A 12,285-nucleotide genomic window follows, 5' to 3' on the forward strand; every position below is an offset into this window, starting at 1 on the left:
TAACCGTTTTGGCGAACTGATCCGGTGTCTGTCTAATGTCAAATTTTCCCTCAAACATGCATTGTCAACCCTTACCACTTGAAACTACGGGCGCGTTCCCACCGCTTTTCTTAGACTACATTTCCCAAAAAGCTCATTTACAGCCTTTTTACGGACATTTTCCGACATTAAGCAATTTTGAAAAACAGATAAAAGACAAAAGTCAATTTCCGCCTGAACACCGGGCTGTGCTTGTAAAAGCGCTTGAACGGCAGTATAAAAATATATCGGTCAAACCAGATTTAGCCATTCTGAATGAGCCAAATACATTTGTGGTTACCACTGGTCACCAGCTAAATATATTTACGGGGCCATTGTACGTCATTTATAAAATTGTCACGGCCGTCACTTTGGCGCGAAAATTACAGGCTGCTTATCCCGACTCGAAGTTCGTGCCTGTCTACTGGATGGCTACGGAAGACCATGATTTTGAGGAAATCAGTTACTTTAATCTTTTTGGCAAAAAATATACCTGGCAAACCCAACAGCGCGGTGCGGTAGGGCGTATGACGCCCCGCGAATTGGGCGAAGCGCTCAAAATCCTGCCTGAGCGGGTTCCTGTGTTTGAAAAAGCTTATTTGCAATGCGATACCCTGGCCGATGCCGTGCGGTGCTATATGAATGAGCTTTTTGGGGCCGAGGGTTTGGTATGCATTGATGGCGACGATGCCGAACTAAAACGTTTGTTTTTACCCGTCGTTGAATCGGAAATTCTGCAACAGGAAGCGCACAAAATCAGCAATGCCACCACGCAAAAACTCGAAGCAGAAGGCTATCACACGCAGATTACGCCCCGCGAAATCAACTTTTTTTATTTGATAGATGGCCTGCGCGAGCGCATCGTCAAAGAGGGAGATATTTATCGGGTACTCAACAGTGATTTGACTTTTTCGCAGGAAGAAATTATCGCCATTGCGCATCAACATCCCGAGCGTTTTAGCCCAAATGTAGTCTTGCGACCTTTGTATCAGGAGATTATCTTGCCCAACCTTGCTTACATCGGCGGGCCTTCTGAAGTGCCGTATTGGTTGCAGTTGAAGGGAATTTTTGATTATTTCCAAGTGCCTTTCCCGATGTTATTGCCGCGAAATTTTGCATTATACATCAATTCTGCCAGTCAAAAACGGGCCGAGAAACTGGGCGTAACCGTTGAAGAATTGTTCTGGGATGATGTAAAACTACGTAAGACGTTTGTTGAAAAAACATCTTCGTTGTCGTTGGAACTCGACGAGGAGAAACGTGCTATTGAGGAGGTTTTTGTGGCTATTTTGCGTAAAGCTATTTCCATTGATAAGACCTTGGAAGGCGCGGTAAATGCCGAAAAAACCAAGGTGCTTAATACCTTGGAAAACGTAGAAAAACGCCTAAAAAAAGCAGAAGAGCGCAATTATGAAACGGAAGTCAATCAGTTGTTGGGCCTAAAATCAAAACTTTTTCCGAACGGAAGTTTGCAGGAACGGAGCGATAATTTTCTGAATTTTTACTTGAACGATAATACATTTTTGGAGAAACTACTGGGAACATTCGACCCGCTGGATTTTAGCTTTAATATTTTGACCGACGAAGAAGGGGAAGAAGAAGTGTTTTCTTCCGACAATGCTACGGGGCGAAACAACCCAGCATAAAAGCGTTTTTCTCGTTGCTATAAAAACGACAAAGCCGTCTCTCTTGGGACGGCTTTGTCGTGAAAAAGAGTTTCGTATAGTCTATGCGTAGATAGCTTCTTTTCCAAATTTTTTGACAAGCAGGTAATAAAATACTACTCGTAATTTACGGTTGATGCCTTTGAGCGTTGCGACCGTTTCGGCAATGGCGGCGTCCAATTCTGGGCCGTCGGCCAATCCTAATTTACCAATCAAAAAGTTGGTTTTTACGCGGTCTAGTTCTTCCTGATCTGATGAAGCCACTAAAGAAGAATCCTGATTGTAAATGGAGGGGCCTAAGCCTTTGGCTACTGCTGTCACAAGAGCCTCGTCGGCCGCTACTCCAACACTGCTTAATTGTTCCAGCGACTTTTCAACAACATCTGAGAATGCACTCATGATTTTATGGTTTTTAGGTGAAAATAAGGGATTTGACTAAAAGAGGTGAATAATCGAAAAAAGGCGTTAAAACTGCAAGTTTTTTGGCTTATTTTTTGAATCTTTTGAATGAATACCAGTGTTGGAGTACTTCGTAGGTAAGCTCATAGTCGCTCGACAGGAGCAAAAATTCCTCCGAAAAATTACAATAATAACGAAACCGCTCCAACCGCTCACCACTCAGTTCGGTGGCCTGACCCGCAATCATGGCAAAGCGGTAGTTAGCCAAATCGCGGCGGCGTTTTTCCTGCATCAACATGGCCACTTTTCGGTCTTCTTTGGCCGATTTACTAAACAGCTCGTACAGCAGACTGATGGGAGATTGCGCCATTTTGATGGCTTCGCCAAACGATAGATTTTTGCGGGCTTCTGGTTCCGCTACGACCCGGGCAATCTCCTTTTGCAGTTCCTGTTCGCGTTTGGAGGCTACCCGTACTTCTGGTAGCTCGATGGCTTTATCCAGTTTTTTCAACATAAACGTCAGCTCTTCGGCATCGCCATTCCAGCGGAAAGCACCGCGCTCATGAGTTAGACTGGCAATTTCGATGGAGTCACCAACGGAGGCGTCCAAAAAAAACACACCGTACTTATTGGTGCGGGTCATGTCGCGGGTTTTCAGGTTGGTGATGGTCGCCAAATTAACACCTTGTTTGGTCGTAACATCCAGTACTTTGCCCAGAACATAGCCTTTTTGGGCAAAAAGCTGACCTGTAAGTAGGAAAAAAAATAAAAGGAGGAAATGGCTAAAATGCTTCACACGTTAGGGTAATAAGACAATAGTTATGAAAACGCCCATTAATTACAAATGTTGTTTGCCATCCGATAACCATTTTCGGTAGTCACCGTGGGGAATAAAGATAAATGATTCGACTGATTGACAAAAAAGATACGTCCAACAAACGCCGTCTGCGCCATTTTCAAGAGTGACGGGAATAGACTGTCGCACGTATTCAGGGTTCCGAATGTGGATTCCTTCGTAGCGGTCCAATGTGACGATTGTTTTTTGAAACTCTTTCAACTCCCATACTTCACCGTGTACCCGATGGGGGCTTTGAGGCTGATAAATCGCTCCAGGATAGTCACCCAAATCATACAACACACCTGCAAAAGATGCTTTACCGCGCCAAATGCCGTTTAGTCGAATTTTCTTGGCAAACGGGTTGGTAAAGCCCTGCATTAAAGTGCCGTAGACGAAAATGGACGAATTGGTGAGGGGCAATTCAGGGTTCACAACAATGAGATATTAATTTTCAAAAGACAGTCCGATGGTCCAGCGGAAATCGTTGTTTTTACGTCCGAGTACTACGTAACTTTCGTACGCATTTTCAAATTTAGTGCGTAAGCTCAAATGATTGCTCATTTTGTAAGCAAAAGTTAAGGAGCCGTTCCAACGAAAATTGTTTTTGACCGAAATGGCTGGTTGCAAAAATGCAATACTTGTGATGGTAAACTTCCCCGCTTTATCGGGGGCAAATTCTCCCAATAAGCGGGTTGAATTTCGCCAAACATCAATGTCTTGTCGCTCGGTAAAATCGGTTACTTCGTGTAAAATGAGGTTGGTAACCGAAAAATAAGCCCTCTTTCTCTGAACCAACTTTATGCCAATCCCGGCGGCCTGCGTCCACCGATTGAGGATGCGCCTTAAATTGCTTTTATCCCAAGCTACAAAAGCAAGGCCATAAACTTGTTTTTGGTGCCAAAACGAACCCCGGACATCCGCGAAAAATTCGCGCTCGGCCAACAGCTTATTTTGTTGCCCATAAATAAAAGATGGGCTGCTCGATAGTTTAAATTGATTGCTTGGTTTCCAGTCCAACGCTGATGTAAGTTGCAATAATATTCGCTCAACGTTTCCCGTAGAAGCCGTTCCGTCGGCATTGAAACGGACGAAAAACTGCTTGGTACTATCTTGTTCAGATTCTGCTACTTCTGGATAAGCGGGGTCTTCTTCGTCTTCTTCGGAAGAGGTTTCGGTCGAACTTACCTGCAAGGTATCAGGAGTACTTTGGGCCATACAAACAGGTGCAAAGGCTACCAGCAAGCACAGCAGCGCAAGGAGAAAACGTATCATCGTGGTCAAGGTAGAGTTTAGCTAACATTTTAGCGGTAAAGATAGCTTAAAATTGCAGCGTTACTCCATTGCCGTTGAGAGATACTTTGTCCAAAAGTTGGTGTAAACGAGCATTGTCGGAGCGGTGAAGGAGGTAATTGGTTACGTCAAAAATTAGCAAAAAACCACCTTGCACTACCACCGCCTGCCCGAATCCCCGGAAGCGGTTTTGGCGGGTAATGGTCGTTTCGGTTTTTGACTTATCCAATAACCAAAACCCGCTTGTGATGTAGGCCACGTCCAACCCCGAATTGAAAAGCAACGTTTTTTGTAAAGTATAATGCTCTTTCACGGCCGAAGAAAGGGTAGGAGAAGGGCTTTTTTTACGCAGGCTCAACAAGCCCGCGCCAGCAATCCCTACGTTGACGGCATTCCAATACAAGTTCATCTCGTGAAAATACCGCGCGCTACCTTCGGCTTTGCCGATGGCAATGCCGCTTACCGCCAGATTGGCCAACGACCATCCGGCCAGTGTCCAAGTTCCAGTGCGTTGGAGCCGAGCTTGGCGCTCGGTGAGTTGAGGAAGGGTGGGTACAGATTGCGCATAAAGAAGTTGAATGCCTGCAAAAAGCATCAGAAACCCGATGAGAGACTTTTTCATAATTGTTGCGAGTGGATGAATTATGCGAGTGAGTTGCTAGTCAGTCAACCAAATTTTTTGACTGACGCGTTTTCCTTGATGCTCACCCACTAACCAATACCAACCATCGGGGGCAATTGTTTGAAAAATGTAATCATCAGCCCCCAAAGACTGCCACTGAAGCGAAATGGCTTGCCCATTCAACGAGAATAATTTAATTTCGGAGGGCAGAAAATGACGAAGCCTAACCTGAATATTACGGGTCGAAGTTGGATTGCCAAACACCCAAAGTTGGGGCGCATTTACGTCAAAATGAATGGGGATTATTTTGGAATATACAAATTGCCCGTCACGGTCTACTTGGCGCAGTCGATAATACATCACACCCGGAACGGGTGCGGCATCGGTGGCGGTGTAGAGCGTTCGCTCGCTGACATCGCCGGCGGCGGCCAATGATTGAAACGTGACGAATTCACTTAAATCGCGGCTCCGCTGAACGTCAAAATGACTAGCATTTTGTTCCCAAGACGTTTCCCAATTTATTTTAACGTGATTATCAACGACTTCTCCGCGAAAATAAGTAAGCTCGACTGGCAAAGGTACAACGGTGACGGTTCCGTTAACGCGCAGATTATCAATACGAAGCGTACCTAAATCGTCCACGGCGCTGTAGGCATAAATACGAAAAGTAACGGTGTTTTCCAGACCGCTGAACGAAACGGAATAATTCTGCGTACCGAAGTTTTCGCCTACCGAACCTGAACCCAGATTGCCGCTGAATCCATCCTGATTTGAGCGCAATGCAATTTGCGTGGGCCCTTGGGGCGAGCGATTACAGGCGAAAGAAACCGATGTGATGGCGCATCGGTAGTTTTGGGGAGTAATTGAAAACTCCAAATATTTATTGGTATTCAGGCCGCCCGTTGTCCAAAGGCGGATGCTGATGGCGGTTCCTGATGCACCTGCTGGATAGCCTGCCTGATTCACATTCCCACTTAGTCCGACTGATGAAATATTCACATTTGGACTGTTGACTGAGCCGCCATTATTTCCTTCAAAATCCCAAGAAGCAGTAAAAGGGGTTTGGGCCTGTGCCGTGAGCACAAACAGAGAAAGCACCAAAATAAACAGCTTGAAGTGCATTGTTTTCCCCTTTAATGATGAACGTCTATTGAGTAATCAGGGCCCTGATTACTCAATAGACGTTCATTTGAGAAAAAGTAACGGAGTTGAGACTCAATCCGTTGATAGAATGTTACAGGGTTTTGGCTTTGTTCCAATATTCATCCATTTCAGCCAGTGTCATTTCGTGCAATTGTTTGCCGTCGGCGCGGGATTGGGTTTCGAGGTAGGTGAAACGTTTGATGAATTTTTTATTGGTACGTTCTAAGGCCGTTTCAGGATTTATATCAATAAAACGGGCGTAATTGACCAACGAAAACAACAAATCGCCAAACTCACCTTCAGCTTTTTCTTTGTCAATGATGGAATTATCGTCGGCGTTGAAATGCTCTTTGAATTCCTGCATTTCTTCCTCTACTTTCTCCCACACCTGCTGCTTTTCTTCCCAGTCAAAGCCCGCACCACGGGCTTTTTCCTGAATACGCATGCCTTTGATAAGCGCGGGCAGCGAGGCTGGAACCCCACCCAAAACAGACTTGTTACCTTCTTTTAGTTTGATCTGCTCCCAGTTTTGCTTTACCTGCTCTTCGGTATCGGCTTTAACATCGCCATAAATATGCGGGTGACGCACGATGAGTTTTTCGCAAATACCGTGAAGTACGTCTTTTATCTCAAAGTCGTTAGTTTCGGAAGCAATTTTGGCGTAGAAAATAATATGTAGCAAAATATCGCCCAATTCTTTTTTGATTTCGGGCAAATCATTCTCCATGATGGCATCAGACAATTCGTAGGTTTCTTCGATGGTCAAATGCCGCAAACTGTGCATTGTCTGCTTTTTATCCCACGGACATTGCGCCCGCAAATCATCCATGATGTTGAGCAATCGGTCGAAAGCGAGGAGTTGTTGGATGCGGCTTTCGGGAAGGTCGGAGAGTGTGATCATTCTATAAATATATTTTCACGTAAAAGATAACTCTATGTTTATCTTTTATACATTTCTTTATCTAAATAATCTTCAACATTATGCAAAATATTACCAACATAATGTATTACTTCATCTTTAATTTCTATGAGTTGCTGGATTGAATATTCTTTGCCACATTCTTGGAATGAAATAAAACCGTGAGCTAAGTTATTTCTATGCCTTTTGACAGTAAGTAAATTTTCTCCATTTTTTGTTTTTCTTGCATTTGTTTTACAAGAGAAGCCATATTTTTCAGACAAAGCTTTAATCTCCCTTGCATCAACATTTCCTGAAAAAATTTCTCTTGATTGAGGGTGAAATTTCAAAATATCGGTGACTATATTTTGAACTCCAGTGATAAAGTTATCCGATTTCGTATTTTTCTTTATGTAATTAAAAATCTCTTTTTTTACTAATTGATTAAGCGCATCGTATTCTATTTCTTTTGTTAAAATTTCATTATGTATAGCTTCAATGGCCTGTGAAATAGATGATTCAACAATATTATAAAGAAGTAAGAAGCCGTTAGCTCGAAGAATTTGAGCTAAATTAATATCAATTTTATGAATTGTACCATTTGAAAAAGCAATTTTAGCTTCTTTAATCATAAGTTCTTCAAGAAGAAAAAAGTAAGAATCAATTTCCTTTGCCCTTTCTTGAAACATGCGTGTAACATCTTTCATCTATCGCTTACTCAATAATTTATTCTTTACAAATTCAATTCTGCCGATTAATTTATTCCGATTATTTGCGGCATCTGTTGTTGTTATATCTTCAAATTCCTTTGAGTTTAACCATTCAATGACTGGGATAGCAGGCTTTAACTTAGGATTCTCTTGTAAAGCTAGACTTACACCTACAGCAATAGCCTCAAATCGAACTCGGGGTGTGGAATTATGGTTAATAGTTTTTCTAAATCCATAGGGGAAATACATATCAACAAAATCTAACATATCTTCAAACATTTCAGCCATGCTATCAGCATCAAATTTGTTTTGCTTTTCCTTCATATATTCATCTAGGAAATCATCAACTCGATGAACAAAGCTTGTATATTTTTCCGTATATGCAAAAAAACGTAGAACCAATTCCTGCCTTTCAGATCTATCGGTTCGTTCTTTACTGATTGGACATAAGATAGCGAACTTTTGGTTATTTGAACACTGTTCAATAAAGCTATTAAATGTGCCTTCAAAATACCCCCTCCTTATTTCCATTGCAGAAAGGAGTACGGGCGTTGTATTTATCCTCTGAAAAACATCTTTTCTAGTATCCCAATCTGCTTTATCAGTTAACTCTATTAATCGTATAGTCCTTTTTTTTAACCTCCGTTGCCTTGATAGAGGTAAATCTTGAAAACGAAACCCCTCCAATTCTGTTAGTTTTTCCAACTTTTGCAGTTTGAAATCATTTGCAAGAAAGTAGTCTAATGTTCTGATTCTTTGAGAACCATCGACTATTTCCGAGCGCCCATCATTATCTGCCAAGAACATATATGGAATAGGAAGACCTAATATCAATGACTCAATAAACTTAGAGGCCCTTTGTTTATCCCACACGTAACCCCTTTGGTATTTTGGAATAAATATTTCATTTTCCTTATACTTTTGTATGAGTAATTCTATAGTATATTCTCTAATTTCGTAATCGACAATTTTTTGCAGATTAAAAATCTGTTGCTCTGCACGATTTTGTTGTTCTTCTGAAAATCTTGAGAAGAGTTCTAACTGTAGGTCTTGTGCCATTGTGCTAAATGAAATTTAATGCTCTTGGCTACTACTTGGCCCAGTTCAACCGGGACAGCATTACCGATGTGCGTAGAAAGACGTGTAGTGTTAGGGGTTTGTCCATCGGGGACAAATTTGTAGGTCTTTGGGAAGGTTTGAAGCAATGCGGCTTCGCGCAGACTAATGGCGCGGTCCTGCTCAGGATGCCCAAAACGACCATTCCCAATGCCTGTACAGAAAGTAGTCATGGTAGGAGAAGGTTTGTCCCAATCCATTCGTCCGTAAACACTTCCGTAACTCTTTCCGGATGTTTTCCGGTGGCAGTCCAACACTAAATCTTCGCTCCAATCCCGCCAAGTACCACCTTGTTTAGATTGGCGAATTCTCTGTATGTTTTTATCAGACAACTTAGAAGCTCGGTGAATAGGATCTTTTTCCGAAATGCCGCCACTTTCAATTGGCTCTAAGTCGCCAATAGCATCCTTAACGGTTTTGTACGTTTTAGGACTGTGGGTTTTATCCATGATTTTTATCGGACTCAATCTTGATGCCAATAAAACCAATCGTTTCCGCTGCTGTGGGATACCGTAGTCAGGACAGTAAATTTCTTTGAAATCAATGAAGTAATCGTTTTTGTCTAAGACTTTAAGAAAGTCTTGAAAAATATACGACTTATCAAACTTAGCCAAACCGGGCACATTTTCCATCGAAACGATTTCGGGCTTTATTTCTTCAATGAGTCGTGCAAATTCACCTAAAAGTGACCATTTTGCTTTTTGAGCATCTTCCTGTTTGTCAGGAGATTTGAAAGCATAAGTGGAGAACGGCTGGCAAGGGGCACAACCAACCAATATACGAACGTCAGCTTTTCCAAAAAAGGCACTTAGTTCGGAGCCTTTTACTTCTCGAATGTCTTTATTTACAAAAAGTGCGTTGTTATTGGTCTCAAATGGAAAACGACAGGTTTCATCAATATCAAAGCCAGCGGCAACTTCAAACCCCTCCCGGACAAAACCGTGGGATAACCCACCAATTCCGCAGAATAAATCTATAACTTTGATTGAGGACATTGAAGGAAAACGTTTGTAATTACGCAAATTAACGCGTTATTATCGTAATTATCAAGCTACGTTAATAAGACGTTAAAAATGCAATAAAGGCACTGCAAACCTTCAAAATCGGTTAAAAATCAACTTTTTTCTATAAAATCACTTCCTCCAGCATCTTAATATACTGCGCTACGCCCTGCTCAATCTCGTGCAGATAAATGAATTCGTTGGCGGTATGTGAGCGCTCGGAGTGGCCAGGGCCCATTTTTAAAGAGGGACAATCCAACAGCGCTTGGTCGGATGTGGTGGGGGAGCCGTAAGCCGTACGGCCCAATTTAAGACCAGCCTGCACAATCGGATGCTCCACAGGGATGCTCGATGGGCGCAGGCGAATCGAACGCGGATGTACCTCCGATTGGATGTTTTGACGAATAGTTTCGATGATTTCTTCCAGCGTGTATTGCTCCGTGACGCGGACATCGACGGTGAATTTACAGGTATCGGGCACCACGTTGTGCTGACTGCCAGCGTTGATGATGGTCACCGACATTTTGATTGGGCCGAGCGTAGGGGAGACTTTCGGGAATTTATAATTGGTAATCCACTGAATATCCTGAATGGCTTTGTATATCGCATTTTCGCCTTCTTCACGGGCGGCGTGGCCTGATTTTCCGTGCGCAATGCAATCTAAAACCAATAGTCCTTTTTCGGCTACGGCTAGGTGCATTTCGGTGGGTTCGCCCACGATGGCAAATTCAATCGGTGGCAGGTCATCCACAATCATTTCCAGTCCTTCGCGGCCCGAGATTTCTTCTTCGGCGGTGGCGGCCAGCGCAACATTATGGGTCAGATGCGGGTTATCATAAAAATGACAAAACGTAACAATGAGCGATGTAAGCGGTCCGCCAGCGTCGTTGCTCCCCAAACCAAATAGTTTACCATCCTGCACGAGCGGCTCGTAGGGGTTCAGGGTCCAAGAAGGATTGGGTTTGACGGTATCGTGGTGGGAGTTGAGCAATACGGTGGGCTTTTTGGGGTCAAAAAAGCGATTAAACGCCCAGATATTGTTTTTTTTACGTTGAAAAGGAATGCCTTTACGCGTCAAAAAGGCCTCAATCAGCGCTGCCGTCCCTTCTTCTTCTTTGCTGAATGACTGCGTAGCAATCAGTTGCTTTAGTAATTGAATCGCCTCTTGTGCCAATGTGGCAGGCGATGAAATTGTGCTGGTTTCAGACATAAATATGGGTTTTGTCTGGCGCAAAGGTACGTTTTTTAGTCCATAGTCTATTGTTCATTATCAACGATTTTATTCGATATGTCCATCCCCGAACAAATTCAAAACGAAGTACTTCGTCCCATTCTTAAGGCCCAAAATGACCTTTTTATCTTGCTTTTTCGCCATCAAGTAAGTAAGCGAAAAGTTAATTTTGAGAATTATTCTCCCGAAGACAAAGTTATATACATCGAAAAAACAATTCGCAAAGACATCAATTTCCGGAGCCTATTGGTCGGTGTCGTTGTGGGGCATTTTACGCCTGAGCAATACGAAGCCTACCGCCCATTGGAAGAAGAACTAAACAAGCGGATTATCAATATGTTAATCAAGCGCTTGTGTTCTCAATTGGAACTACTGGTTGTCAATCTTTAACAAACTATCTAGTGTAGACCGATACATCGGAAAGCTATCCAAATGCAGGTGATGCCCCTTGGGAAGTGTCGTTAATTGAGCCTTGACAGGAGAGGGCGATGATAACAAAATAAGGCTGTTTTGATAAGGAACCGTTATGTCGTCGGTGCCGTGAAAAAGATGAATAGGGCAGTGGATGTGCGCAAAACAACTATCGGTGCGGAATTTATAACGTGTAAGCCATTCGTACGGAAAAATCGGTAGTTGTGTGCGTCCTAAGGTCGGAATACTTGCATAAGGTGCTTCCAGAATCAGCCTTTTGGGGCGATTGTTGGCCGCTATTCGAGAAGCCATGCCCGAGCCGATGGAGTAGCCGTATACGATGATGGAGTCTTCCGAAAAGCGCTGTTTGAGGAAATCATACACGTATTGCGCGTCGTGGTGGAGGGCATCTTCGGAGCGTGTGCCGGTGCTTTTGCCGTAGCCTCGGTAATCGTACATCAAAACGTTGTATCCTCTTTTGGTAAATCGTTCAGCATATTCGCGGCCCCAACGGGCTAAGTTATCGCGGTTTCCGTGGAAAAACAAAACCACTTTTCCAGAGATGAACGTAGCGCGTTTAAGTACGACCGAATCCCTCGTGCCAAACCACAAAGCGTTTAGTCTGACTTGTCCTTTTTCGGGTTCAAAAGTGATTTCCTCAAACGGAATATTGAAGCTATACGCATAACTAGCAGCCAAGGTCGTGGGGCGAAATAAAACCAGCGGATGCAGCCACCAAATCAATAGGGCGACGGCGGCATAAATGATAACTCCCCACTGGGCAATTTTGGCTATTACTGACATAAAAATCTGCTCAGATTGGTTCGTTTGGCGTTGGCTGTGTTGTGCAGTGCCGTTTTGTAAAGTACAAAAGTCTAAATAAAGGCTTAACTTCGTGGCAATTAACGAAACTTTCTCCAAAATAATACCGTTTATTCATACCC

14 protein-coding genes are annotated in these 12,285 nt (G+C 43.1%); 2 read left to right on the forward strand and 12 right to left on the reverse strand.

Annotated features, from left to right (window positions below; translation table 11 throughout):
• Positions 1–56: 56 nt before the first annotated feature.
• On the forward strand, positions 57–1,664 hold the full coding sequence (bshC, locus tag DVG78_RS03815; protein ID WP_114460029.1) for a bacillithiol biosynthesis cysteine-adding enzyme BshC: 1,608 nt from the start codon (positions 57–59) through the stop codon (positions 1,662–1,664).
• A gap of 81 nt (positions 1,665–1,745) precedes the next feature.
• On the opposite strand, the gene DVG78_RS03820 is transcribed toward bshC, so the two are convergent.
• From DVG78_RS03820 to DVG78_RS03870, 11 genes are all read right to left on the reverse strand, one after another.
• Positions 1,746–2,081, reverse strand: a complete 336-nt coding sequence (locus tag DVG78_RS03820) for a DUF2853 family protein (RefSeq protein WP_114459745.1) — start codon at positions 2,079–2,081, stop codon at positions 1,746–1,748.
• An 88-nt stretch (positions 2,082–2,169) separates the two neighbouring features.
• Positions 2,170–2,877, reverse strand: a complete 708-nt coding sequence (locus DVG78_RS03825) for a hypothetical protein (RefSeq protein WP_114459746.1) — start codon at positions 2,875–2,877, stop codon at positions 2,170–2,172.
• Between the two features lie 42 nt (positions 2,878–2,919).
• Entirely contained in the window at positions 2,920–3,351 is a 432-nt protein-coding gene (locus tag DVG78_RS03830; protein ID WP_114459747.1) for a gamma-glutamylcyclotransferase family protein, read from the reverse strand.
• Positions 3,352–3,363: 12 nt separating this feature from the next.
• Positions 3,364–4,191, reverse strand: coding sequence for a DUF481 domain-containing protein (locus DVG78_RS03835; protein WP_147276990.1), 828 nt, complete (start codon positions 4,189–4,191; stop codon positions 3,364–3,366).
• Positions 4,192–4,237: 46 nt separating this feature from the next.
• Positions 4,238–4,831: a DUF6992 family protein gene (locus tag DVG78_RS03840; protein ID WP_114459749.1), complete on the reverse strand. Its 594-nt coding sequence runs from the start codon at positions 4,829–4,831 to the stop codon at positions 4,238–4,240.
• A gap of 36 nt (positions 4,832–4,867) precedes the next feature.
• Positions 4,868–5,953 (reverse strand): hypothetical protein, encoded by a 1,086-nt coding sequence (locus tag DVG78_RS03845; protein WP_114459750.1) that lies wholly within the window; start codon positions 5,951–5,953, stop codon positions 4,868–4,870.
• Between the two features lie 112 nt (positions 5,954–6,065).
• Positions 6,066–6,875: a nucleoside triphosphate pyrophosphohydrolase gene (mazG, locus tag DVG78_RS03850; protein ID WP_114459751.1), complete on the reverse strand. Its 810-nt coding sequence runs from the start codon at positions 6,873–6,875 to the stop codon at positions 6,066–6,068.
• A 38-nt stretch (positions 6,876–6,913) separates the two neighbouring features.
• Positions 6,914–7,579: an MAE_28990/MAE_18760 family HEPN-like nuclease gene (locus tag DVG78_RS03855; protein ID WP_114459752.1), complete on the reverse strand. Its 666-nt coding sequence runs from the start codon at positions 7,577–7,579 to the stop codon at positions 6,914–6,916.
• Entirely contained in the window at positions 7,580–8,641 is a 1,062-nt protein-coding gene (locus tag DVG78_RS03860; protein WP_114459753.1) for a DUF262 domain-containing protein, read from the reverse strand.
• A complete protein-coding gene (locus DVG78_RS03865; protein ID WP_114459754.1) occupies positions 8,620–9,693 on the reverse strand; it encodes a DNA cytosine methyltransferase in 1,074 nt (357 codons plus the stop codon). Before DVG78_RS03865 ends, DVG78_RS03860 begins: the two co-directional genes overlap by 22 nt.
• Before the next feature lie 130 nt (positions 9,694–9,823).
• Entirely contained in the window at positions 9,824–10,909 is a 1,086-nt protein-coding gene (locus DVG78_RS03870) for a M20 family metallo-hydrolase (RefSeq protein ID WP_114459755.1), read from the reverse strand.
• A 78-nt stretch (positions 10,910–10,987) separates the two neighbouring features.
• Between DVG78_RS03870 and DVG78_RS03875 the strand changes: the two genes are divergently transcribed.
• Positions 10,988–11,320, forward strand: coding sequence for a glyoxalase (locus DVG78_RS03875; RefSeq protein ID WP_114459756.1), 333 nt, complete (start codon positions 10,988–10,990; stop codon positions 11,318–11,320).
• On the opposite strand, the gene DVG78_RS03880 is transcribed toward DVG78_RS03875, so the two are convergent.
• The gene (locus tag DVG78_RS03880; protein WP_114459757.1) at positions 11,300–12,145 is read right to left on the reverse strand and encodes an alpha/beta hydrolase; all 846 of its coding nucleotides are present in this window, start codon (positions 12,143–12,145) and stop codon (positions 11,300–11,302) included. The genes DVG78_RS03875 and DVG78_RS03880 overlap by 21 nt on opposite strands.
• Between the last annotated feature and the right edge of the window lie 140 nt (positions 12,146–12,285).

The organism is Runella aurantiaca, from assembly GCF_003339505.1.
GTDB classification, from domain to species: Bacteria; Bacteroidota; Bacteroidia; order Cytophagales; family Spirosomataceae; genus Runella; species Runella aurantiaca.

Excerpts from the sequence above, each read along its gene's own strand:
- bshC (WP_114460029.1), top strand. The coding sequence starts at position 57 with ATGCATTGTCAACCCTTACCACTTGAAACTACGGGCGCGTTCCCACCG.
- DVG78_RS03820 (WP_114459745.1), bottom strand. The coding sequence starts at position 2,081 with ATGAGTGCATTCTCAGATGTTGTTGAAAAGTCGCTGGAACAATTAAGC.
- DVG78_RS03835 (WP_147276990.1), bottom strand. The coding sequence starts at position 4,191 with ATGATACGTTTTCTCCTTGCGCTGCTGTGCTTGCTGGTAGCCTTTGCA.
- DVG78_RS03840 (WP_114459749.1), bottom strand. The coding sequence starts at position 4,831 with ATGAAAAAGTCTCTCATCGGGTTTCTGATGCTTTTTGCAGGCATTCAA.
- DVG78_RS03845 (WP_114459750.1), bottom strand. The coding sequence starts at position 5,953 with ATGCACTTCAAGCTGTTTATTTTGGTGCTTTCTCTGTTTGTGCTCACG.
- mazG (WP_114459751.1), bottom strand. The coding sequence starts at position 6,875 with ATGATCACACTCTCCGACCTTCCCGAAAGCCGCATCCAACAACTCCTC.
- DVG78_RS03855 (WP_114459752.1), bottom strand. The coding sequence starts at position 7,579 with ATGAAAGATGTTACACGCATGTTTCAAGAAAGGGCAAAGGAAATTGAT.
- DVG78_RS03860 (WP_114459753.1), bottom strand. The coding sequence starts at position 8,641 with ATGGCACAAGACCTACAGTTAGAACTCTTCTCAAGATTTTCAGAAGAA.
- DVG78_RS03865 (WP_114459754.1), bottom strand. The coding sequence starts at position 9,693 with ATGTCCTCAATCAAAGTTATAGATTTATTCTGCGGAATTGGTGGGTTA.
- DVG78_RS03870 (WP_114459755.1), bottom strand. The coding sequence starts at position 10,909 with ATGTCTGAAACCAGCACAATTTCATCGCCTGCCACATTGGCACAAGAG.
- DVG78_RS03875 (WP_114459756.1), top strand. The coding sequence starts at position 10,988 with ATGTCCATCCCCGAACAAATTCAAAACGAAGTACTTCGTCCCATTCTT.
- DVG78_RS03880 (WP_114459757.1), bottom strand. The coding sequence starts at position 12,145 with ATGTCAGTAATAGCCAAAATTGCCCAGTGGGGAGTTATCATTTATGCC.